21 protein-coding genes are annotated in these 23,770 nt (G+C 37.7%); 9 read left to right on the forward strand and 12 right to left on the reverse strand.

What is annotated here, in order from left to right; genetic code table 11:
- Positions 1-17: 17 nt before the first annotated feature.
- The 6 genes from C7B89_RS02000 to C7B89_RS02025 all read left to right on the forward strand — a co-directional run bounded on the left by C7B89_RS02000 (position 18) and on the right by C7B89_RS02025 (position 7,597).
- Positions 18-932, forward strand: a complete 915-nt coding sequence (locus C7B89_RS02000) for an EamA family transporter (RefSeq protein ID WP_115673078.1) — start codon at positions 18-20, stop codon at positions 930-932.
- Positions 933-1,131: 199 nt separating this feature from the next.
- A complete protein-coding gene (locus C7B89_RS02005) occupies positions 1,132-2,238 on the forward strand; it encodes an extracellular solute-binding protein (RefSeq protein WP_112117038.1) in 1,107 nt (368 codons plus the stop codon).
- A gap of 83 nt (positions 2,239-2,321) precedes the next feature.
- Positions 2,322-3,392 (forward strand): ABC transporter ATP-binding protein, encoded by a 1,071-nt coding sequence (locus C7B89_RS02010; RefSeq protein WP_066038451.1) that lies wholly within the window; start codon positions 2,322-2,324, stop codon positions 3,390-3,392.
- A gap of 12 nt (positions 3,393-3,404) precedes the next feature.
- Entirely contained in the window at positions 3,405-5,111 is a 1,707-nt protein-coding gene (locus tag C7B89_RS02015) for an ABC transporter permease (RefSeq protein WP_115673079.1), read from the forward strand.
- Positions 5,112-5,138: 27 nt separating this feature from the next.
- Positions 5,139-6,653: an argininosuccinate lyase gene (gene argH / locus C7B89_RS02020; RefSeq protein ID WP_115673080.1), complete on the forward strand. Its 1,515-nt coding sequence runs from the start codon at positions 5,139-5,141 to the stop codon at positions 6,651-6,653.
- The gene (locus C7B89_RS02025) at positions 6,650-7,597 is read left to right on the forward strand and encodes an N-acetylglucosamine kinase (protein WP_115673081.1); all 948 of its coding nucleotides are present in this window, start codon (positions 6,650-6,652) and stop codon (positions 7,595-7,597) included. Before argH ends, C7B89_RS02025 begins: the two co-directional genes overlap by 4 nt.
- Before the next feature lie 21 nt (positions 7,598-7,618).
- Here the strand turns inward: C7B89_RS02025 and C7B89_RS02030 are convergent, their stop codons facing one another.
- The 4 genes from C7B89_RS02030 to C7B89_RS02045 form a co-directional block, all read right to left on the reverse strand.
- The gene (locus tag C7B89_RS02030) at positions 7,619-8,914 is read right to left on the reverse strand and encodes a transglutaminase domain-containing protein (protein WP_048395800.1); all 1,296 of its coding nucleotides are present in this window, start codon (positions 8,912-8,914) and stop codon (positions 7,619-7,621) included.
- A 99-nt stretch (positions 8,915-9,013) separates the two neighbouring features.
- Entirely contained in the window at positions 9,014-10,150 is a 1,137-nt protein-coding gene (locus tag C7B89_RS02035) for a transglutaminase domain-containing protein (RefSeq protein ID WP_054548560.1), read from the reverse strand.
- Between the two features lie 253 nt (positions 10,151-10,403).
- The gene (locus C7B89_RS02040) at positions 10,404-10,664 is read right to left on the reverse strand and encodes a metal-sensitive transcriptional regulator (protein ID WP_004233098.1); all 261 of its coding nucleotides are present in this window, start codon (positions 10,662-10,664) and stop codon (positions 10,404-10,406) included.
- An 84-nt stretch (positions 10,665-10,748) separates the two neighbouring features.
- Entirely contained in the window at positions 10,749-11,462 is a 714-nt protein-coding gene (locus tag C7B89_RS02045; RefSeq protein ID WP_048395935.1) for a glycosyltransferase family 2 protein, read from the reverse strand.
- A gap of 238 nt (positions 11,463-11,700) precedes the next feature.
- On the opposite strand from C7B89_RS02045, the gene C7B89_RS02050 reads away from it, so the two are divergent.
- Positions 11,701-13,617, forward strand: a complete 1,917-nt coding sequence (locus C7B89_RS02050; protein ID WP_115673082.1) for an SEL1-like repeat protein — start codon at positions 11,701-11,703, stop codon at positions 13,615-13,617.
- Between the two features lie 44 nt (positions 13,618-13,661).
- Here C7B89_RS02050 and C7B89_RS02055 read toward each other — a convergent pair whose 3' ends face one another.
- The 6 genes from C7B89_RS02055 to C7B89_RS02080 form a co-directional block, all read right to left on the reverse strand.
- The gene (locus C7B89_RS02055; RefSeq protein WP_115673083.1) at positions 13,662-14,069 is read right to left on the reverse strand and encodes a hypothetical protein; all 408 of its coding nucleotides are present in this window, start codon (positions 14,067-14,069) and stop codon (positions 13,662-13,664) included.
- A gap of 73 nt (positions 14,070-14,142) precedes the next feature.
- Complete coding sequence (locus tag C7B89_RS02060; protein ID WP_115673084.1) at positions 14,143-15,516, reverse strand: sensor histidine kinase; 1,374 nt, start codon at positions 15,514-15,516, stop codon at positions 14,143-14,145.
- Positions 15,513-16,184 carry a response regulator transcription factor gene (locus C7B89_RS02065; protein WP_048395929.1) on the reverse strand — a complete coding sequence of 224 codons (672 nt, stop codon included), beginning with the start codon at positions 16,182-16,184 and terminating at the stop codon, positions 15,513-15,515. Before C7B89_RS02065 ends, C7B89_RS02060 begins: the two co-directional genes overlap by 4 nt.
- A 73-nt stretch (positions 16,185-16,257) precedes the next feature.
- Positions 16,258-17,355: a DUF1648 domain-containing protein gene (locus tag C7B89_RS02070; RefSeq protein ID WP_115673085.1), complete on the reverse strand. Its 1,098-nt coding sequence runs from the start codon at positions 17,353-17,355 to the stop codon at positions 16,258-16,260.
- A 4-nt stretch (positions 17,356-17,359) separates the two neighbouring features.
- On the reverse strand, positions 17,360-17,755 hold the full coding sequence (locus C7B89_RS02075) for a GntR family transcriptional regulator (protein ID WP_115673086.1): 396 nt from the start codon (positions 17,753-17,755) through the stop codon (positions 17,360-17,362).
- A 72-nt stretch (positions 17,756-17,827) separates the two neighbouring features.
- Entirely contained in the window at positions 17,828-18,721 is an 894-nt protein-coding gene (locus C7B89_RS02080; RefSeq protein ID WP_054548490.1) for a LysR family transcriptional regulator, read from the reverse strand.
- A gap of 129 nt (positions 18,722-18,850) precedes the next feature.
- Between C7B89_RS02080 and C7B89_RS02085 the strand changes: the two genes are divergently transcribed.
- On the forward strand, positions 18,851-19,516 hold the full coding sequence (locus tag C7B89_RS02085; protein WP_054548491.1) for an O-methyltransferase: 666 nt from the start codon (positions 18,851-18,853) through the stop codon (positions 19,514-19,516).
- Between the two features lie 274 nt (positions 19,517-19,790).
- Here the strand turns inward: C7B89_RS02085 and aceB are convergent, their stop codons facing one another.
- Together aceB and aceA are read right to left on the reverse strand one after the other, a co-directional pair.
- The gene (gene aceB / locus C7B89_RS02090) at positions 19,791-21,389 is read right to left on the reverse strand and encodes a malate synthase A (protein ID WP_115673087.1); all 1,599 of its coding nucleotides are present in this window, start codon (positions 21,387-21,389) and stop codon (positions 19,791-19,793) included.
- A gap of 112 nt (positions 21,390-21,501) precedes the next feature.
- Positions 21,502-22,785, reverse strand: a complete 1,284-nt coding sequence (gene aceA, locus C7B89_RS02095; protein ID WP_004233046.1) for an isocitrate lyase — start codon at positions 22,783-22,785, stop codon at positions 21,502-21,504.
- Positions 22,786-22,999: 214 nt separating this feature from the next.
- Between aceA and C7B89_RS02100 the strand changes: the two genes are divergently transcribed.
- Positions 23,000-23,671, forward strand: a complete 672-nt coding sequence (locus tag C7B89_RS02100) for a LytTR family DNA-binding domain-containing protein (protein WP_115673088.1) — start codon at positions 23,000-23,002, stop codon at positions 23,669-23,671.
- Positions 23,672-23,770 lie beyond the last annotated feature (99 nt).

Genomic DNA, 23,770 nt, shown 5'->3' on the forward strand with positions numbered 1-23,770 from the left:
AAGTGAATAACTAATATATGAAAAACAATTTGATTTACCCTCTTTTGATTGTTATTGCATCTAGTAGTTACGGGATCTTGTCGACTATTGTCAAAGTAGCTATGCAGCATGGCTTTACATCAGCGGAGGCTGTATCAAGCCAATATATTATTGGCTTTTTACTCGTAATATCCATCTTTATTTTTACTGACAGAAAATTACCAAGACCATCCAAGAAGGGCTTACTTATTTTAATATGCGCGGGAATTTTTACAGGGACAACAGGTATCGTGTACGGAGAATCTTTAAAGTATCTTCCTGCTTCTCTTGCAGTAGTCATGTTATTCCAATTTACATGGATTGGTCTACTGATTGATTGTGCCCTCCATAAAAGATTACCAAGTAGACCTGAAGTAATTTCAATCGTTATCTTATTTATAGGAACGATTCTAGCTGCAGGTGTATTAAATGTAGATTTAAGTGACATTCCTATTCAAGGATGGCTATTCGGTTTTACAGCAGCCTTTACTTTTGCATGTTTTATTCAATTTAATTCTCGACCCGTCGAGGGCGTGACTACCACATCAAGGGTATTAATCGTTTCCTCTGTAGCCCTTATTTTGATCAGTATTTTCCTAAGCCCCGAGGTTATTTGGAACGGTAAACTATTCATGCAAGGCCTGTGGAAATACGGACTAGCACTAGGTCTTTTCGGTATCATTTTACCGATTTATCTATTTTCAATTGCTATCCCTAAAATCGGTGGTGCGCTTGCTTCTATTTTAAGTGCCATTGAATTACCAGTGGCTGTTACTGTTTCCGTTATTGTTTTGCATGAACCTTTAACTGCTGTACAAATTATCGGGATTGTACTGGTGATTGCTGGTATGATGCTGCCAACCATTGTTGCACAACGTCAACAAAAGGATAGCTTATTAGAAGTACATTCATAAAACGACAAAAAACTCCTTAAAAATGGAATGATTCCTTTTTAAGGAGTTTTTTTGAACTTTAATGAAATGCCATTGCTTACCATTATGCACTTCGCTATGATGAATGCAAATGTAATTTTTTAATAATTCTAACATTAATGTTCCCCTTCGGTATTATACTGCAATATGCAAGTAACTTACTTTAAGAAAGGGGAAGTTGATGAAAAAAGCCTATATTCTTGGTTTTTTCCTTATGTTAATGCTTTTCGTTTTAGCTGCTTGTAATGGCAAAGATCAGCAAAATTCTACAAATGATGCAGCAAATAATGACGAGGCATCGGATGGTAAAAAAACAGAAGTAGCAGCAACGTCGCCTTCAGGCAAGCTAGTAATTTACACTGGACGTGACGAAGAAATGGTGCAAAATGTGATCGATCAGTTTAATGAAAAATATCCAGACATTGAAGTAGAATTTCTAACGATGGGTGCTCAACAAATTTTAGAACGTCTTCGTGGAGAGAAAGCCAATCCTCAAGCAGATTTTTGGTGGGGCGGAACCCAATCAGCGCTCATTGTTGGCGCCAATGAAGACTTACTACATGCTTGGCAGCCGAGCTTTATTGACGCTATTGATACTACACACAAAGATGTTGAAGGACGATGGTTCGGCGAGATGCTGTTACCAGAAGTAATTATGATTAATAGTGATTTACTAACAAAAGAAACTGGTCCACAGGACTGGGATGACTTATTAGATCCTAAATGGAAGGATCAAATTTTAATCAGAGGTGTACTGGCGTCAGGCACAATGCGTACGATTTATTCTTCCATGATTGTACGGCAAGATGCAGATTCACCAGATAAAGGCTATGAATGGTTACTACAATTAGATGCCAATACAAAGGAGTACACACAAGACCCTAATGCCTTGTATTTAAAGCTAACACGTCAAGAAGGCAGTGTCTCCCTATGGAATCTACAAGATATTTTGTTAAAAAAATATACGACAGATTATCCTTTTGATTATATTTATCCTAAAAGTGGAGCACCTATTTTAGTAGACGGTGTAGCAGTTGTAAACAATGCGAAAAACCTAGAAAATGCGAAACTATTTGTAGAGTTTTTATTTGAAAAAGAGATGGTAACACAATTAGCTAATGATTACTATCAAATTCCTACACGTTCTGATATCGACAAAGCCTCCATGCCAGAATGGTATCAGGAATTAGATTTAAAAACATTTGATATTGATTGGCAGCTAATGTCTGACAAAGAAGCAGAATGGATGGAATACTGGGATAACAATATTAAAGGGCGCGGTAAATAGTAGAACGGGTAAAAATTCGGCTTATACAGCGAATTTTTACCTTCCTGTATCATCTAGATTCTTTGTTAGAGAGGAGCTAATGATTGAGAAGTGTCAGAATTGAAAATGTCTCGAAGCAATTTGGTCAAGTGTATGGCGTGAAAGACTTAAATCTTGAAATAAAAGCTGGTGAATTTTTTACCTTTCTCGGTCCTAGCGGCTGTGGCAAAACAACCACTTTAAGGATGCTTGCAGGCTTTTATTACCCTACTAAAGGCAAAATTCTTTTTGATGAGCGAGATGTCACTCGACTTCAGCCCAATAAGCGCAATATCGGCATGGTATTTCAAAATTATGCCCTTTTCCCCCATATGACAGTTGATGAGAATATTGCATTTGGTTTACAAGTTCGAAAATTTTCAAAAGCTGAGATTCAGCACAAGGTTGATCGAATTAGAGGCCAAGTGCATCTTGCTGCTTACGGCAACAGAAAAATAAATGAGCTATCTGGTGGACAGCAGCAACGTGTTGCTTTAGCTAGAGCACTCGTGATAGAGCCAGATATTTTATTGCTTGATGAACCTCTATCCAATCTAGATGCAAAATTGCGTGAGGAAACACGTATTGAAATCAAACGAATCCAATCTGAGCTTGGAGTCACAACGATATACGTTACTCACGATCAAATGGAGGCCATGTCTATGTCGGATCGAATTATGGTCATGGAAAATGGCTATATCAAACAAATTGGTACTCCTCAGGAAATTTATCATCAACCCAAGGATCGTTTTGTGGCAAATTTTATTGGTGAAACTAATTTAATTGAATGCTCAATCCAAGCTATTGATGGGGAAAATGTACAAGTACGAACAGTGAATGGACATAATTTAACTGGGCGAAAGCAACAAAGCTCTCCCTCTTTAACGCATATGATTGGAGACAAAGTATTTATTTCTATTCGTCCAGAATCGATTCAACTTGGAACTGGTGAAAACACATTAACAGGAAAAATTACATTTGTTGAATTCACAGGCATTAGCGTTAATTATATTGTAGATTTTACTGCGTTCTCACTTAAAGTAATGCTTATTAATTCTTATGACCAAATCAAAAAGATCGGTGAAGATATTACAATCCATATGGCACAAGATTCACTATACTTTTTAGGGGAATAGGAGGAAGCCAATATGGAGAAACAGTCTGAAAGTACGTGGACGCGAATTTTTCATGCTAATTGGTTTGTCTATGTTTTAATATCGCCATTATTTTTAGTGTTATTCGCCTATGTGGTTTACCCCTTCTATCAAACTTTCATCCAAAGCTTTGCTGGCGATGAAGCATTCTTGCACTATAAGAAATTTTTTGATATAGCTAGTCCAGCAAATTTAGAGGCCTTGTGGACCAGTATTTATATTTCATTTATCAGTGTTATTTGCTGTGCACTTGTTGGGGTAACAATGGCCTTTTTACTAGAACGCTATAATTTCCCTGGGAGACGGATATTGTCTGTTTTAGTTTTGGTTCCAATGGCACTTCCTCCTCTAGTAGGTGTTTTATCCTTTTCATTTTTATATGGTGATAGCGGGATTTTCCCACGAATTTTTCAGCATCTATTTGGGTTGGATCACGTTCCTTTTGCCTTGAAGGGAATATGGGGCGTCATCGTTGTTCATACATTCACAATGTATACGTACTTCTATTTGACTGCCTCTGCTGCTATTAAGGGGCTTGATCCTGCTCTTGAAGAGGCAGCTACTAGTCTGGGTGCAGGGCGTATTCGCGTATGGACAAAGGTTATTTTACCAATGCTCACACCTTCTATTGTTGCCTCATCCTTATTGGTGTTTATGATTTCTATGGCTTCTTATACTGCACCTTTGATGTTTGGTGTAGAGCGTACTATGACGATGCAAATTTATTTATCACGTACAAATGGTAATCTTGAGATGGCTGCGACACAGTCGATGATATTATCTTTTGTATCTATCACTTTTTTAATCATTATGCGCTGGTATCAAAATCGCAGAAATTATCAAAATCTAAGTAAGGGAATTAGTGTTCATCGTTCAGAGGTATCCTCAAAAAAGGTAAAAATTATCGCAACAATCGCTTCTTTTGTTGGCACATTAATATTGATACTGCCTATTTTAGTGTTGATATTGATCTCTTTTTCTGTGGATGGCGCTTGGAAAACGCAAATTCTCCCGACCGACTATACAATTGATCATTATATTGCCCTTTTTACCGATGAGCGCACATGGCGACCTATTTGGAACTCCATTCAAATGGGTGTCATTGCAACACTGGGCAATATTATCTTTGGTGTCGCGGCTGCTTATGCTATGGTGCGCTTAAATTTTAAAGGGAAAACCTTGCTCGATATTTTGATAATGGTACCTTGGGCTTTGCCAGGAACAGTTGTTGCTGTTAATTTAATTGCTGCTTTTAGTACAGAAAGTATCTTTAGTTTTAATCAAGTATTGATCGGGACATTTTGGATTTTGCCATTAGCCTACTTTATTCGACATTTACCACTTGTTTTTCGATCAACATCCGCCTCTCTTGTACAGCTAGATCAATCGATTGAAGAGGCATCACGTGGCTTAGGAGCCAACTGGTGGTATACATTTAGACGTATTGTCGTGCCTTTAACATTCACCGGGATTTTAGCAGGGACACTCTTAGCCCTCGTGCAAAGCTTTGGTGAATTCGTTGCATCCATTCTAATTTACAGTACATCCACTATTCCATTGTCTGTAGCGATATTCCAAAAATTATATGCATTTAAATTTGGGACCGCCTGTGCTTATGGTGTCTTACAAATTTGTTTAATTTTAGTTGTCCTTATTATTTCTGAAAAACTATCAAAAGGCAGTGCTGGTACAGCCATTTAGCTGCCAATCTATTAGGGGGCCATGACAATGTTTGAAGATTTTCGCAATAAAACACAGCTGGAAGATGGGATGATATTCCCTTCTAACATCTATCGAAAAATCGTTTTACAGCCAGCTTATGATGAGGCAAAAAAAAATTTTTTAACAATTATGCTACAAATCAATATTGCTCATTTAAAAATGTTAGAAGAACAAGGACTTGTAAAAAAAGATGAAGCAAAGCAAATTGGGATAGCTCTAAAAAAAATTGACTTAAATTATTATCGTTTAGAGGATTACAGTCCCCAATATGAGGATTTATTTTTCCGCATTGAAAATAAATTAATAGAGCTTGCTGGTGATGTTGCTGGAAATCTTCACATTGGCAGAAGCCGAAATGATATGGGTATTGCCATCTATCGAATGACATTAAGAAAAAAATTATTACTATTAATGCGCGAGTTACTAACATTACGTGATGATTTAATCGCTGCTGCAGAGGAACATATCGATACCATTATGATTGGCTACACACATACACAGCAGGCCCAGCCTACAACCTTCGCCCATTATTTAAAGGCCGTCATCGATCAGCTAGAGCGTGATTTTGAACGAATGCAGCATGTCTATAAAACCGTCAATCGTAGCAGTATGGGAGCCGCTGCCTTAACAACGACAGGCTTTAATATTAGTAGAGAACGTATGCGTGATCTACTAGCCTTTGATGATATTATCGAAAATGCATGGGATGCGGTTGCAGGAGCAGATTATATAGCTGAGGCTGCAAGTATTGTACAGCTTGCAGCACTCAATCTTGGCCGTACTTCTCAAGATTTTTTATTATGGGCTACTCAGGAGTTTAATGCGTTTACACTCGCAAGTCCATATGTGCAAATAAGCTCTATTATGCCTCAAAAGCGTAATCCTGTTTCTATAGAACATACACGCTCATTACTATCTGCGGTTGTAGGAGATGCAAGTACAGTATTACAGATGGTACATAATACACCTTTTGGCGATATCGTAGACACTGAGGATGATATGCAGCCTTATTTATGGCGTGCCATTGACCGCTTAATTGGTATTTATAAGTTGTTTGGTTCGCTTGTTGTTACAATGGATGTCAATAAGAAGAAGTTAAAAAATCGCGCTGAAAATAGCTTTGCGAATGTCACTGAGCTCGCTGATACATTAGTCCGTTCAGAGGGCATTTCCTTCCGTCAAGCACATAGTATTGTTAGTAAATGTATTAAGGTTCTACTTGCTCATGGAGAGGAATCATTAGCTAGTCTTACATGGGGACTTGCAAATACACAATCGAAATTGATCACGGGCAAGGAATTAACTATTTCAGAAGAGGATTTCTATAAGACATTAAAACCAGAATCTTTTGTTGGTATACGAACATTACTAGGTGGACCCGCTCCAGCCACTATGAAAGCTGCCCTTGAACGCTCCAAACTGAATGCCCATGATTTTTATGAATGGATTCGCTTAAAGGAAAGTTCCATTATTGAAGCAGAAAAAGAACTAACAGCCTTTCTAGAGGAATGGAATCAATGAAGCAATGGTTATTAATTATTGATGGTGGGGCGACAAAAACAGCATGTGCAGTTGTTCATGCTGAATCTGGTGACATTGAATATTCTATATCCGCTAAAGGCTCTAATTATCAAGCCATTGGTGTTGAATCAGCTACAGCAATTTTACAAGAGCTTTTAGCAAATGTTGAAACATTTTTGCAAAAGTATCCTAATTCTCAAATCGCTGTAGCTACCTTTGCTTTAGCTGGCATTGATTCTCCGAAGGATCATGCAACCGTCGTAACCATTGTTCAAAATGCTCTTCAGACCACACAGTTACAAATCGATACACTAATTATTGAAAATGATGCGGAGGCCACACTATTAGGTGTGACTGCTGGACAGGCAGGTGCACTACTCATCGCTGGAACAGGAGCTATTGCCTATGCCTTTGATGGGCAGCGGATTGTACGTGTAGGGGGTTGGGGACATCGGGCTGGCGATGAGGGAAGTGGGTATTGGTTAGGGCAGGAAGTCGTAAGAGCTATATTTAAAATGGAGGATGGTCGTGGGAAACCAACAATCTTAAAGGAAGCCGTCTATCAATCTTTAGGTATACAAGATGTTACAGAGCTCGCTGAATGGCTATTCCGCCCTTCCTATACCAATGCACAACTGGCCAAGATGGGTTCCTTTGTGGCAAAGGCAGTCGAGCAAAAAGATGCTTGTGCCATCGAAATATCTCAACAAGCAGCCCACGAACTAGCTATTCTAGCAAACGCTGTATTGAAAAAAATTAACTATCAGAATACACCATTTACTCTATATTGTAATGGTGGTGCCATCAAGCATAATCCACTCATTTTAAAGATCTTTACAGAGGAAATAACCTTCATGTATCCTCAAGTGGACATTACCCTTTGTCAGCATCAGCCTATTACTTATTTAATTGAACGAACAAAAAGGGCATATGACTGTTTATAAGTCATTGCCCTTTTCTTGTTTTTAAAGTGCCAGTCTCTTCAATTCATTCGTCGTAAAATAGAGATACCCATCCTTTATAAATAAATCCTTCGAATCCTCCCTATTTAGTACCTCTTCTCCACTACCATCTGGACGAATCTTTGTTAAATACGCCCCTCGGGAATAATTACTAAAGTAGAGCCAACCATCCGAATAAACGATATATTGTGCACGGGAATTTGTGACACGCTTCGTTTTACCAGTTTTCATATCTAGTACATATAACTTATTGTCATCTGCAATATTACTATAAAACAATTGGTCTCCAACCTGTGCTGGGAAGTCTATATCATGATAATAACTATACAGTGTGCTTGTTGCTTTTGGATAGTCTTCAGCAATCCACGTGTGATCCTTCGCCATTGTACGGTCATCTACTAAAAAGTATTGGTAGCGTATTGCGCCCTTACGATCTGGTACTGGATCATTCCATGTCGTATCGAGATGATACCATTGTCCATCCAGCTTGACTAGATTCCACGCATGTCCCTCTTGACCTACATAGCCTACGATATATTTTGTTTCAATACCCAATTTTTGAAGCATAGAGTGGGCAAGTAAAGCATATCCCTGACATACTCCCCCGTGCTCGGCAAGAACGGTATAAGCGCTGTGTGGGCTAGAATTCGTTTGTTCTGTATAGGAAGTATTGGCAACAATATAGTCATTGACAGCTCGTACCTTTTCTACATCCGTCATAGATTTTTTACTAATCTTAGCAATAATTTCTTGAACATTCATCTCTACATATGCCGCCTGCTCTGGCGTCATTAAATAGCTCTGTTCTCCAAAAATAGTTGCTTTATTTCGCCCATATTCATATCGAATTGAATGTTTACTTACATGGCCGTAAACATAGTCATCGCGTTTGATAGCATTGTTATAGGCCTCTTCTACAATTTGTTCAATTCGCTGTGTATTCCCTTTATATTGAATTTCAAACTTTGGTGAAAAGCTATTATAGTACGCATACATCGCATCAGCCAGTTCCTTGGCATTTGTCACGACTAACTTTGTTTCAGGTTTCTGAATAGGTGGAGCTGTAGGGGCTACCTCCGCTTCATGGACATCTTCTATAGGTAGGGCTGTTTCAATTGAGGCATTATCTGAAAGTCTTGCAGTAACATCTACGATCTTCTCTTTTGTTGAAAGTAGCATAGTTTCTATTTCATCATTATTTGTCCAATCGACCACCTGCTGAACAACAGCCTTACCAGCCGTATAAATAGGATCAATAAAAATAATAATAATGGCAATTATAGCTAATTTCTTCCACAAACTCCTCACCTCCAACCGTCTTCTTTACATTATATACAAAAAAAGCACAAAGAACTCACTTAAGGGTCCATTTGTGCTTGTTAATATTTGTTTGTTGACTTAATTAATTTTAAGTTTATGTTCTTTTGTCTGGACATTATACATTAAATAATTGTCACTAACCTTTAAATTTGTTACTGGCTGCTTCACTAGCACCTCAGCTTTTAACGTTTTTAAATCTAGCTTTGTCAAATACCCACCGTTACTGTAATCACTATAATATAGGTTTTGATTAGTCCCTGTAATATACAACGCACGTTTATCTAATACCTTTGACTTGCTACCACTAGTCATATCAAGCTTATACAGTTTATCGTTATCTGCAGTATTACTAAAATAAACAATATTATTTAACTGATGTGCGAAATGAACATTAAGCAAATAACTGTATTTAGTGCTTGTAGCAGGAGGATAATTTCCTTTAATCCAAGTGTGATCTTTGCTAATTTGATTGTCCGACACTAAAAAATAGTCATAGGACGCCGCACCAACGCGATTTGGCAAAGGATCGTTCCATGTTGTATCCAAATGATACCATTTCCCATCAACCTTTACTAAATTCCAAGCATGTGCCTCATTCCCATTTACAAAACCTACAACATATTTTGTCTCTATCCCAGACTGCTCTAACATAGCATGTGCTGCCAATGCATAACCCTGGCATACAGCCTGTCCTTCAAAAAACAAAGCATAAGCACTATGTGGACTTGCCTTAGTTTTAGTCCCGTACATAGTATTGGATACAATATAATCGTTAATAGCTTTTACTTTTTGGAAATCTGTCATAGAAGGTTTGATAATATTTTTCAATATTAGATTAATCTTTTTTTGTACAGCTACTTCTTGAGTTTGATTTGTCAGGTACTTCATTTTATACGTTACATTCCCTAGAGAATCTGCGGAAACCATGGTACTTTCTATATGTCCACTTGCATAAACAGCTTGTTGCTTAGCTTTTTCAAGTGCGTCCATCATTTCTTTTTTGAGGTCGCCTATTTTGCCTGTATACGTAATTTTTATATCGGTCTCAAAGTTTTGTATTTGCTTTGCAAGTTCTTCTGTTAATTGATCCCAATTTGCTACTGTTGAGTTAGCAACCATAGGATAAATTTGGGAGGTATTTTCTGTTTGTTTTGCATAGACCGCAGTTGGACTTAATATCAATAAAGCCGCACCACATAACAATAATTTTTTCATCACTCATCACCTTCCCTTTGATTCTTTCTTCACTATTTAGCATAGCAAAGAATGTACCTACTAAGCTATCATACAAGTTCACTAACTAAGACTTTTAACTAAAAATATATTAAATTTTATATAATATAAAATACCTAATAATAAAATATAATTAGCGAATATAACTATTTTTTTGCAAAATAATAAAACTCACCTAATTAATAGTGAGTTTTATTTCGATTTAGATTCTGTAATTGTTCAGGAGTTTAGAAAATTATCTACTTTTCACCACTAAATTAACTGCTTCCTGAATGGCTTCGTTCATTTTTTCGCCATCCCCTTCAGCATTCTGTACACATTCCAATAGGTTTGTACTAACAATAACCCCAACTGTACGGTCTACAGCAGAGCGTACTGCTGATAATTGTGTAATGACTGCCTTACAGTCTTTTTCCTCCTCCATCATTTTCAAAATGCCACGTAGCTGTCCTTCCATCCGCTTCACACGATTTTTCACTTGATCTGAATATTCCATATACATTGCTCCTTCTCTTATACTCGCTACGCTCTAATGAGTGATCGTTATTCTTTATCCTAGCTCATTATTTTAAATTTAAACCTAGCCATTACTATTCCTTGGCTTTAGATAATTTATGAGCATTCTCGTAATAATGGTACCAGCGTTTGTTATTTCATCGTACTGAATTATTGAATTCTTTTTTATACGTAATTGCCCAATTTCAACTTCGAAAACTGGACACTTTCTTTTAAGTGCAGCAACTAACATATTTGTATCATAATCATAGCGTTCACCTTTTACTTTCATTAACCAAGGCAACTCATTGATGGAAATATAACGTAAACCTGTTTGTGTATCCATTAATTTCTTATGATACAGTATCTCGAAAAATAAGCTTGTTGCACGATTTCCCCAGTAAGAAAGAAATGTACTATCAGTTGAACGAAAGTTACGTACACCTAGCACAATCCCTTCAGAAAACACCTTTGTCATCGTTAAAACAAGCTTCACATCTTGTAAAGTATGTTGCCCATGGGCCCCAACTGTAAGGATACCATGGCACCTCGCTTGTTGTTCTCGTATATATGCAAAGGCGGTCTTAAGTGCGCCACCCTTACCAATATTGCAATCATGCTGTAGTACTTGACAGCGTTCAATTTTATCTAGGTTTTCAAAAATATCTTTATATTTTTGATCACTCCCATCATTGACAATGATGATTTGTGTAATAGTCGTTGCTAACAATTGATGTACATAGGTAATGAGTGATTGTTGTGGATTATATGCTGGTATAATAGCTGCAATATTTTTCATTTCGATCCCCCACCTAAAGGCTGACAGGTTCTCCGTATCTACGAATCTCCCTTATATCAAATAGTATCATGTAACAGCAACAATTCAACTGATGAATCCCATTAAAACATATCAATAATATCGATTTTTCTCCGATATATGAACAAAGAGATGAAGAGGCGCTTTGTAAAAAGGTTGAATAGGAAATTGCTTGCAACGACGCCGAGGTAATTAACTGAAAGAGGTGAGTACTTTCGTCATGCATTATGAAAATCTTGAAGAACAATGTCAAAAATTAAGACAGCTGTCCTTCACAATATTAGCTAAAAATTTACAGGATGCTAGTTTGCTCGCCATTTCAACCCCAGCAGAATCCTTACAGAAGTCACTTCTTGTATTAGAGGAAATTTTATATGAGATTTACCGATTGGAAATGCATACCGAACCTAAACTCAAAAATGTCCGAATGCTATTAAATAATCGAAGTTTTGTGGCGCAAATTCATCCTCGTCGGATTTATTTATTGATGAATCTAATTCATAAAATGACAAGCCATACTAGTAATGACATTGTAGAAGCCAAAGCAGCTAAAATTGTTTTAGATTATCTTAGCGATATTGTTGAATGGTTTATGAAGCGCTATGATCGTAGTTTCAAATCGAACCGCATGTCTTCTCATGTCACAGAACTTCCTTCAATATTCGATAAAAATATACTTCAGCATGAGCAGTCTCAAGAGGCTTACGAACATGCTGTCAAATGGTTTGAAGTAGCTGCCCAGAACGGAGATGCAAGTGCTCAATATAACTTAGGTGCTCTTTACAATCATGGTCGAGGGGTGGAAAGGGACTATCGGCTTGCAAAAATGTGGTATGAACGAGCTGCCGCACAAAATGACGCAAATGCTCACTATAGCCTCGGTGTACTTTATCATCTAGGCCAAGGTGTTATACAGGATTATCTAGAGGCTGCACGACATTACCAAATAGCTGCTGATTTAGAGAATGCTGACGCTCAATACAATTTAGGTGTACTCTATAATCAAGGCTTAGGCCTATCTCAAAATTTTAACGAAGCTGCCAAGTGGTATACCTTAGCAGCCAATCAAGGTAATACAAGTGCCCAAAACAATCTAGGCTTCCTTTATCATAATGGCACGGGTGTGGAGCAAAGCTATGATAAAGCCGTTGCTTATTTCAAAATGGCTGCCTTAACTGGAGATGCAAGTGCTCAATACAATCTCGGCTATATGCATCTAAAAGGGCGTGGTATTCCCCAAAACCAAGAAGAAGCGGCAAAATGGTTTCATATGGCTGCTTTACAGGACCATGTGAACGCAGAGTTTCAACTGGCCATGCTCTATAATACTGGGCAAGGAATGATAGAAGATCATATAGAAGCTTTAAAATGGTTCAAGCTAGCGGCACATAAAGGACATTTAAATGCTCAATACTGTCTTGGCCTGCTGTATGAAAAAGAACAGAATCTTGTGTCAGCAGAAAAGTGGCTACTGCTAGCTGCTGACAATGGCCATATCAGCGCTGGCTTCGAGCTAGGACGTCTATATGTATATCAGCTTCAAGATCCAGCCAAAGCAATGTCATATTTTAGGTCTGCGGCAGAAAAAGGCTATGCAGATGCTCAGTATGAGCTTGGCCTATTACTGACATCTGGAAATGGTGTTCCTATAAATTATAAGGAGGCCGTGATATGGTGGCGAGCAGCAACTGATCAATCACATATTCAAGCTGAATATCAATTAGGTCTACTATATGAACAGGGATTAGGGGTAGCCTTAAATCTTGAAGAGGCGCGCAGATGTTATCGCCTAGCAGCCATTCAAGGCCATACAGGTGCGCAGTATCAACTCGGCAATTTATTTGATAAAGGTAAAGGGGTAGAGCAGGATTACACAGAGGCAGCTAAATGGATTGAACAGGCTGCGTCACAAGGACATATGAAAGCACAATACCAATTAGCCCAAATGCACATTCATGGACAGGGCGTACCAAAGGACTTTGCAAAGGCAGCCCAGCTTTATCGACTATCTGCTAATCAAGGGCATCAAAAAGCCCAATTCCAGCTTGGTATGCTATACAAAAAAGGGCATGGTGTTGCACAAGACTATCAAGAGGCGACAAGATGGCTGAAAAAGTCACTTGAAGAAATTAAATAAATATTTTAAAACCTACCGCATCACGAATGACACGGTAGGTTTTATTAAAGACTGCTAGTATCCTTTTGTTGTTGAATCATAAATGTTACAACAATAAATAAAGCAAAGCTAATTAATAGTGTAGTTCCTCCTACAATAAAGAAGACTAATGTAAAAGTGCTACCAAAATTAAATGGATTTATATTGTAAAACCACATGCCTAACGTTAAGCCCAGAACACCCACAATAGCTGTCCAACCATGAATGGTTACTAATTTTTGAGATTTCACTTTGAAGGCTCTATAAAAAATACCCCAGGCAAACATACTAAGCCACCCGACCAGTAAAATATGTGCATGTATCGGTCTATATTCATAGCTACCTGATCCCGACATATGTGAACCTAAATATGTGCCGATTAAAGCAAAAATTGCCGCTAATCGAATAAGACGTATGCTCCACTTTTGTTCCATACGATAACTCCCCCTAGTTGTGTTTCAACTAAGTAGCAGTTTATCGTGTGAACATGAACTTTATATGAACTCCTTATGACAAAATTGGTAGATGGATATAAACCTTTGTGCCCGCATGCATCGTACTTTGCATCTGTATGGTCCCTCCATGTAGCTCAACAATTTGTTTGACAATCGCTAAGCCTAGCCCTGTCCCTTGCTTGGTTCTAGACGCATCGGCGCGATAAAAACGGTCATATGCTTTCGCTAATTGATCCTCAGTCATTCCTATCCCACTGTCCTGAACTAGGATTTCAAGTGAGGTGGACTTTTTCTGTAAATACAAATGTATTTGCCCACCCTCTACATTATATTTAATGGCATTTGTCAGTAAATTATCCCATACATTTTGTAAAAGCCCTGCATCGCCATCAAAAATAATTTGCTCAAGCTTATATGATATTTGAAGCTGTGACTCTTCCATTTGCCAACGATACTTTCGTACGGTTTCCTTTAACTGTTCATCTAAACGATAAGACTCTCGTTTTACAATTCTTGTCGATTGGTCAAGGGAAGTTAATAATAATAATTGCTTGGTTAATATAGATAGGCGTTTTGTTTCTAGCTCTATGATTGCTGCATATTCCTGTCTTTCCTGTTCAGTAAGGGAAGGATTTTTCAGTAAATCTACATACCCTTGAATATTTAATAAAGGCGACTGAAAATCATGTGATACATTACTAATAAATTCCTTCCGTGTACGATCATTTTCCTGTAATCTCTCGGTCATCCTATTAAAGCTTGATGCTAATTGACCAATTTCATCTGCACGATCAATATCTAGAACTGTATCAAATTTTTCATGCGCTAGCTGTTGAGTGGCTGCTGTTAACTTCGTAATGGGGCGAATTAATGCTTTAGCAAATAGTAGCATGGCAAGAAGACTCAGTACTGTCATAACCAACATTAATCCTGCAAGTATTGTATGCACCTCAGAAAACAATAAACGAATATCTGGTCTTATGAATAGTGCATAGGACTTGCTTTCATAGGTAAATGGCACACCAATTGTATTATTCAGTTCGTTAGCAAAAAATCCTGTTACAAAGGTTTCTTTAGGAAAATCTCGCATACCATGATAGGTTTGCCCATTTAAAACATGCTCCACAACAGATGTTGACAATGTTTTATCACGATATGGACCGCCAAAAAAATGCCCCTCCTCACCAGTTGTCACATATATTTGATAGCCGATTTCACCCAAGGTTGTTAGATAGCTATTTAAATCTTCTGGTTTGTTTGTCTCAATATAATGCACTATATCCTGTGCTATGCTAACATTTTTCGCATCATTTTTTTCTTTTACAACTTGATGGTAATAGGTATTCGTTACCAAAAAGCCCATACATAAGCTTCCGATCATTACTAGCATTGTTGTTACAACAAATTTACTATATAACGTTTTCATGTTGTTTCCTCTAGCTTATAGCCAACACCTCTTACTGTTGTAATTTCAACAGCCGTGTCATATCGGTTTAATCTTTCACGAATCCGCTTCACATGCGTATTTAACGTTTGCTCATCTCCATCATAGTCATAGCCCCATACTTGTTCCATAATATAGCTACGAGTAAATACTTGATGGGGGCGTGATGCTAACAAAGCCAGTAATTCAAATTCCTTTAAAGGTAATATAAGTGTATTTTCCCCTATTACAACCTCAAAGCTTCGTCGGTCAATTACTAGTTTACCTACTTGAATGGTTACTTGATTTTTTTTATCAAATCTCCTCAAAATTGCAGCTATACGAAATAATAATTCCTTTGGTTCAAAGGGCTTTACAACATAATCGTCAGATCCTGCTAAAAAGCCACGTTCTTTATCCTCTAGCTCACCTTTTGCTGTTAATAATAAAACAGGAATATCATAATCTTGAGTTAAATACTCTGTTAGTGTAAAACCATCCATTCCTGGCATCATCACATCGACAACAGCTAAATCAGGCAGATTCCCTTCGAGTAAGGCTAGTGCCTGCTTTGCATTTTCAGCAAGTAGCACTTGGTAGCCTTCCTTTGTAAGATAAATATTGACTAGCTGTAAAATATGAACGTCATCATCGACAACAAGGATCTTCATCTGCCCACCTCCAGTTAATAAGAAAAAATCCGATCATATAGAACGAATTTTTTCATCACAAATTACTATTATTTTATAACGAAAATATAGAAATCAACAGCAATAAGAGAAAAGGTAAACCAATCACAATATAGCCTCTAGGATTGGCAAGGTTCATGGTCCATCCTACCCCGAAGCGTTTCTCCACAAAAACGGATGGGTCTTGTCGATTCATATAAATTAAGCCGCCCTTCCAATAACGATCCTCATCCACGTCCATTACCTGGGAATCTATATTTGCTTCATAGCGTACTTTATGTTTATACTTATTCACCACATATATCAGTAATGAACCCAGCAAAACAACTAAGAACAAAATAAATACTGGTAATAGCTTATAGCCTACTGTCATAGAAGGATAGATGTTGCTTAATTGTAAAATTGTTAATAAAGCTGTTAATGCAGAACTTATCAGTAGTATTTGCCAACTCATGTATTTTCGTGTTTTTAGCTGATCCTCCAACGATTCCTCTTTGCGATTTACAGCTAATTTAATTGCAGAACGTTTAATGGAGTCGGTAATTCCCCACATCATACATTGCATCATTAGCATTACCAGTGGCAGTGAAATAGCCGTAAAATAGGTCTTGTTTCTCCATGCATCCGCTTCACCACTCGGCCCCCAATGTACTGCTATATCATTTGGCATGAGATCGTAATGAAGGTATGTGTAAATGATCAAAAATACGGATATTCCTAATGGTACAGCAAAAAAAGACCAAGGAAGCATTTCATCACGACTTCTTGCAGTTAAATCCACTGCCCGTACTTGTTTAATATTTGCACCCCACTGCTCTTGTTTTTTCAACTTCGATACCTTTTGATGATTTATCCAATACAACGCCATACTTACTGTAAGCATACTAAACAAACAGCTTAATAAAACAATACTTTGAATAGCTTCAGAAGGAGAAAATTGATTGTAACTTATAATCATGATGATTAGAAAAACTATCCCTGTTCCCCCTACGAACCGCACATACTGTTTTTTCAACTGAGCTAAGATGGGATGCTTAATAATTTGATCAGGCACTGTGACTCCAAAAACGATAGTCTCTCTTACAATATAGGGAACGACTATTTGCAAAGCTAATGTCATGATGTAAATGGTTATAAAAACGCCAAGTAGCATTTTGCTACACTCCCTCTGCTGGAATTTGCAAATCAGCAAATACTTTTTTCATCATGTGCTCAATTTGTTCAGCTGTTGCACCGAGCACCATTCCTTCTGCCACAACAGGTTTTAAATTCTTTTCGATTTGTCGTAGTTGCTCAGGTGATAAAGCTCTCGCCTCTGCTGAACTTATAATAGCTCCAGATTTTGGCCGAATGGTAATAATCCCTTTCGCCTCTAATTCATGATAACTCTTATTAACAGTATGCATATTAACACCTAAATCGGCAGCTAAACTCCGCACAGACGGCAAAGTATCACCTGGCTTCATTTCTCCTCTAGCAATTCCTTCGATCATTTGACGTGTTACCTGCTCATAAATAGGTACGTCTGATTGAAATTCTATTTGAATAAACATGTTTATCAACTCCACATTTGTTATACAACTAATATAACAAATTTCTCTCCACCTTGCATGAGATTCAAATGTTTAAATGGGGGAATTTTTTATGGTTTCAATAAATCTTTGCACAAGTAAATTCTGCTTCTCATTATTCCTTGTACAAATTGCAATTTTATGTTTAATGGCATGTATATCCTTCACATAAACTCTCGCCAATTGCCCACTCTCTACATACTCTCTAACCGCAAGAGAAGAAATAAAATTTGCACCATAGCCCGCCATGACTGAGCGAATGGTTTCATGAATACCATTAAATTGGAGTGCGATATTTGGTGGTCTCACTTGGTATGTTTGACATAATGAGAAAAGATGCTCCCTCATCGAACTACCTACTTCTCTCATAATAAAAGGCTCCTGAAACATTTCAACTAATGTAATAGATTGATGTGCATAGCGATGATTTGGCGATACTACAAACCATAATTCATCCTCATATAATTCCTCCCACTCTATTTCCTTAGGTCTTTCAGACATTCCCCCACCGTAAATAGCCATATCCGCTTTATAGTTTATTAACTGTTCAAAGGCATCCTTTGTGTTGGTTGTTGTAATCATTAAATTCGCCTGTTCATTAGCAGCCTTGAAAGTAGCCGCCCATTTAGGAATTAAAAAATTAGCAGGTAAGAAAGTTGCAACAATGTGTAAATTCCCAGTTCTTGCAAGTCGATAATCTTCTATAAATGTTTCAATATGTTGCTCAAGAGCAATAAGATTTTGAGCTTTTTCTGCTAGTGTCACACCGAATTCAGTAAGTACTACACCACGTCCCTGTTGTTGAAATAGCTGGACTCCAATTTCATGTTCAAAACGTTTGATTTGACTTGAAACTGCAGGTTGACTTATGCATAGCATTTCTGCAGCTTTTGTAAAACTGCCTGTAACCGCAACTTGATAAAACAATTTTAAGCCATGACTATTCATGATTTAACCTCAATTCATAATCTTTAGTTATGTATTAATAATAATAATATATTTTTATTATGATTCATTCTATCATACACTTGATTGGCAAGCTTGCACTTTAAAGCATAATGAAATGAGGACTGTATAATGACAGAATTAAATGTTTGGCAATACGTAGATGACTATTTCATGACTAAGCTCCTTTCAGAAAACGAACATCTTAATACTGCACTACAGGCTAATAAAGCTGCAGGTATTCCAGAGATTGATGTATCTCCTACTCAAGGGAGACTATTATATTTACTCGCAAAAATGAAAAGTGCGGTAAATATTTTAGAGATCGGCACACTTGGAGGCTATAGCAGTATTTGTTTAGCCCAAGCTCTTCCTCAGGCAGGAAAAGTTGTGACATTAGAAATTAATGAAGAGTACGCCAAAGTTGCCAAGCAAAATATAGCGAATGCAGGGTATGGACTAAAGGTTGAGGTCATTGTAGGAAATGCCCTAGATACATTACCAAACTTAAAAAACGCTGGACTATTATTTGACTTTATCTTTATTGATGCTGATAAACCTAATAACCCCGCTTACTTGAAGTGGGCTTTAAAATTAGCAAAATCTGGCGCTCTTATCATTGCAGATAATGTTGTACGTAATGGTGAGGTAACTAATGAAAATAGTGAGGATGAACGTGTTAGAGGCGTACAAGAATTTATAGATTTAGTAAAAGCAAACCCAAGAATTGAAGCAACGGCTATACAAACAGTGGGTGTCAAAGGGTATGACGGCTTTGTACTAGCCGTAGTAAATTAGCATAGAAAAACCGCGTAACTAAAAAAGTAGTTACGCGGATGTACTATATAAAAGATGCCTTACTGCTCCCCATCTAAGCTAGTAAGACATCTTTACCCCTTAAAATCTCTTAACTTTTATTTATAGACCCCTTTTAATTCAATCGTGCTCATCTCTCTAAACGGGGGAACAGACCCCGTCACGTTATGTTAGTGGAATAGGCTGGATTGTACTCGAGTGCAATCCTTAGATAGTTATTAGGAAAGTTTGATATGTTGGATAGTAGACTTGTATTTTACGCTAATTTTTCATACCCTGGAAGTGTCAAGAATTCCGCAAATTCATCTTGTTCAATTAAGGATTTAAACAGTTCAGCAGCTTCTTCATAGCGACCACTGTTATAAGCTTGTTCCCCAACAGCCTCTTTAATTTTCACAAGTTCTTCTTCCAATATTTCTAAAACAAATGCTAGTGTAATACCACGTCCATCATCTAAGATTCCTTTCGGATGACGGATCCATTGCCATACTTGTGTACGAGAGATTTCTGCTGTTGCAGCATCCTCCATCAAGTTATTAATTGGTGCAGCTCCGTTACCTCGAAGCCATGAAGCAATATATTGTACACCAACACTACAGTTAATACGTAGACCTTCAATTGTTATTGTTCCTTCTGGTACAGCTACTAAATCTTCGGCAGATACTTGTACATCCTCACGCTTTTTATGAATTTGGTTAGGCGTTGTCATAATAGCATCAAATTGCTCCATCGCTGTTGCAACCATACCAGGATGTGCTACCCATGTACCGTCATGCCCCTCTGTTGCCTCACGACGTTTATCTTCTGCCACCTTTGCAAATGCCACTGCATTGGCCTCATCGTCATTTTTAACTGGAATTTGAGCTGCCATTCCGCCCATTGCTGGTGCATTTCGCTTGTGACATGTTTGAATACATAAAGATGTATAGGCTTTCATAAAAGGTACTGTCATCGTTACTTGCCCACGGTCTGGCAAAATAACATCAGCTTGATTGCGTAGACGCTTAATATAGCTGAAAATATAATCCCAACGACCGCAATTCAAACCAGCTGAATGTTCACGTAGCTCATATAAAATTTCATCCATCTCAAACGCAGCTAAAATCGTTTCGATTAATACAGTAGCTTTTATTGTCCCCTGTGGAATACCAATATAATCTTGAGCAAACACAAAGACATCATTCCATAGTCGAGCCTCTAAATGACTTTCAAGTTTTGGTAGATAGAAATATGGCCCTGTACCTTGTGCAAGTGCGTTTTTGGCATTGTGGAATAGATATAAACCGAAATCAAAGAAACTGCCAGAAATCGGCTCTCCATCCACCAGGACATGCTTCTCAAGCAAGTGTAGACCTCGTGGACGAACTAACAGCACTGCTGTCTCATCATTTAATTTATATGTGTTACCATTGGATTCTTGTGTAAACTCAATCGTCTTATTAATAGCATCACGCATATTAATTTGACCGCCAATCATATTTTCCCATGTCGGAGAAGATGCGTCTTCAAAGCATGCCATGAACATTTTTGCTCCAGAATTTAACGCATTAATAACCATTTTCCGATCAACTGGCCCTGTAATTTCAACACGGCGATCTTGTAAGTCGTTTGGAAGTGGTGCGATTACCCAATCACCTTCCCGAATATGCTTTGTCTCTGGTAGGAAATCCAGCTTCTCTCCCGCATCAAGTCGTTTTTGGCGTTCTTGTCGAGCCTCCAACAGCTCCTTGCGACGAGCATCAAATTTTTCGTGCAGAGCAAGAACAAATTCAAGAGCTTCAGGTGTCAAAATTTCATTAGTTTGCTCATTTTGTTCTCCAACAATTTTAAGCTTACCTGTCGTTGCTTGTTCCATTAGCTGTTTACCCACCTTTGCCATTTTAGTTTCGTCATCCCCCGCTTTAGGAGGAGCGGAGGAGACTATTCTATGATTATGAATTTAGGAAAACACGTATTTAAATTACGACTTATACAAACTGTTCCGTTTCAGTAGAACCTGCCATTGCTGTTGTAGAAGAAGTACCACCAGAGATAACTTGAGAGATTTCATCAAAGTATCCAGTACCTACTTCGCGTTGGTGACGTGTAGCTGTATAGCCTTTAGACTCAGAAGCAAATTCTGCTTGTTGTAGCTTAGAATATGCAGCCATACCATTATCTTTATAGTCATGAGCAAGCTCAAACATAGAGTGGTTAAGTGCATGGAAACCTGCTAAAGTAACGAATTGGAATTTGTAACCCAACTTACCAAGTTCACGTTGATACTCTGCAATTTCTTCTTCTGAAAGATTTGCCTTCCAGTTGAATGAAGGTGAGCAGTTGTATGCAAGCATTTTACCTGGGAACTCAGCATGAATAGCTTCAGCAAATTCTCTAGCTTCTTCAAGTGATGGTTTAGAAGTTTCACACCAAATTAAATCTGCATATGGAGCGTAAGCTAAACCACGAGCAATTGCTTGTTTGATTCCAGCTTTTGTACGGAAGAAGCCTTCAGGTGTGCGTTCACCAGTGATGAACTCTGCATCACGTGGATCAATATCTGATGTAACCATATCAGCAGCATCAGCATCTGTACGTGCAATTAAAATTGTATCTACACCCATTACATCTGTTGCTAAACGTGCAGCTACTAAGTTACGAACAGCATTTTGTGTTGGAAGTAATACTTTACCTCCAAGGTGTCCACATTTCTTTTCAGATGCTAATTGATCTTCTAAGTGAACACCCGCTGCTCCTGCTTCAATCATACCTTTTACAAGCTCGAATACGTTTAGAGGCCCACCAAAACCTGCTTCTGCGTCTGCTACGATTGGCGCGAACCAATCAAATTGATCAACACGTCCTTCAGCATGATCAATTTGATCTGCACGTTGAAGCGCTTGATTAATTCGTTTTACTACTGCTGGTACAGAGTTAGCTGGATATAATGATTGGTCAGGATACATTTGACCAGACAGGTTTGCATCAGCAGCTACTTGCCAGCCTGATAGATAGATAGCCTTTAATCCAGCTTTTACTTGTTGTACTGCCTGATTCCCCGTTAATGCCCCCAATGCATTGATAAACGGTTCCTCATGTAATGAATTCCAAAGTCGAGTAGCACCTTTTTGTGCTAGTGTTTGTTCAATTACTACTGTCCCCTGTAATTTAACAACTTCTTCAGCTGAATATGTGCGTTCAATACCAGCCCAACGTGGGTTTTCAGCCCATTGTTTTTCTAAAGCTTCGATTCTTTCTTGACGAGTTGACATATTGAAATTCCACCTTCCCCTTTGTGTACAATATACTCTGTTAAAAAACTTTTAATTATCTGTTCCATAACAGGTTTATTTGTTGTAAATTAATATATAACAGACTATTTGAATTTTCATTATTTTTCGATAAAAGATCAAATTTTAAGGATAAAACTACCTTTTTTGACGATGAAATTTGGAAGACTGTTTACAAACAAGGGGGATATTCACAATGAACAATGAGTTAAATTCTTTCGTAAAAGATATTTCACAACAATATATTTTTATGTTGAAAGACTGGATACCTGCTGATTCATCCATTGCTATTGCTGTTGAAAATGCTTATGTTTATTTTCACTCTGGTCACCAAAGTATTCATTTAGAGATAGGTCAACAAGTATTACCTGGGAGTATTGCCGACCAAGTGTTACAGACTCAAAAAAAAACAGATGCTATTTTAGATAATTCCCTTTTCGATACGCCATATTATGGCATTGGTTATCCCATATACATTCAAAATAAGCCTGCTGCTCTCGTCATTGTCCTACCGTCATCATTTACAGCAAAAAGAGCAGAACCATTTCAATTTTTAACTGGAAAGCAACAGGAGGAATGGAATCCTGTAGCAATTAATAAAATATCTCATATTGAAAGCCTACAGAAAAAAACATGGTTTTATGTAGAGGGGGATCAGTATAAAACAAGTATTACACTTAAAGAACTTCAATTACGATTACCATCATATTTTATTCGTATCCATAGATCTTACATTGTAAATATACATTTCATAAAAAAAATGGCACGTGATTTAACATCAAATTTTATTGTCACTTTAATTGATGGAAGTGAGTTACCAGTAAGTCAATCTTACCTAAATGATCTTCGGAGTGCTCTTGAGTTTTAGTATATACGGCTGTCCTTTTCCATGGACAGCCTACTTTGAGACAACAAAAAAGACCAGAGAATTTATTCTCTGATCTTTCTTTTGCCTAGCGACGTCCTA

Origin of the sequence: Lysinibacillus capsici (assembly GCF_003367505.1) — a bacterium.
GTDB lineage: Bacteria > Bacillota > Bacilli > Bacillales_A > Planococcaceae > Lysinibacillus > Lysinibacillus capsici.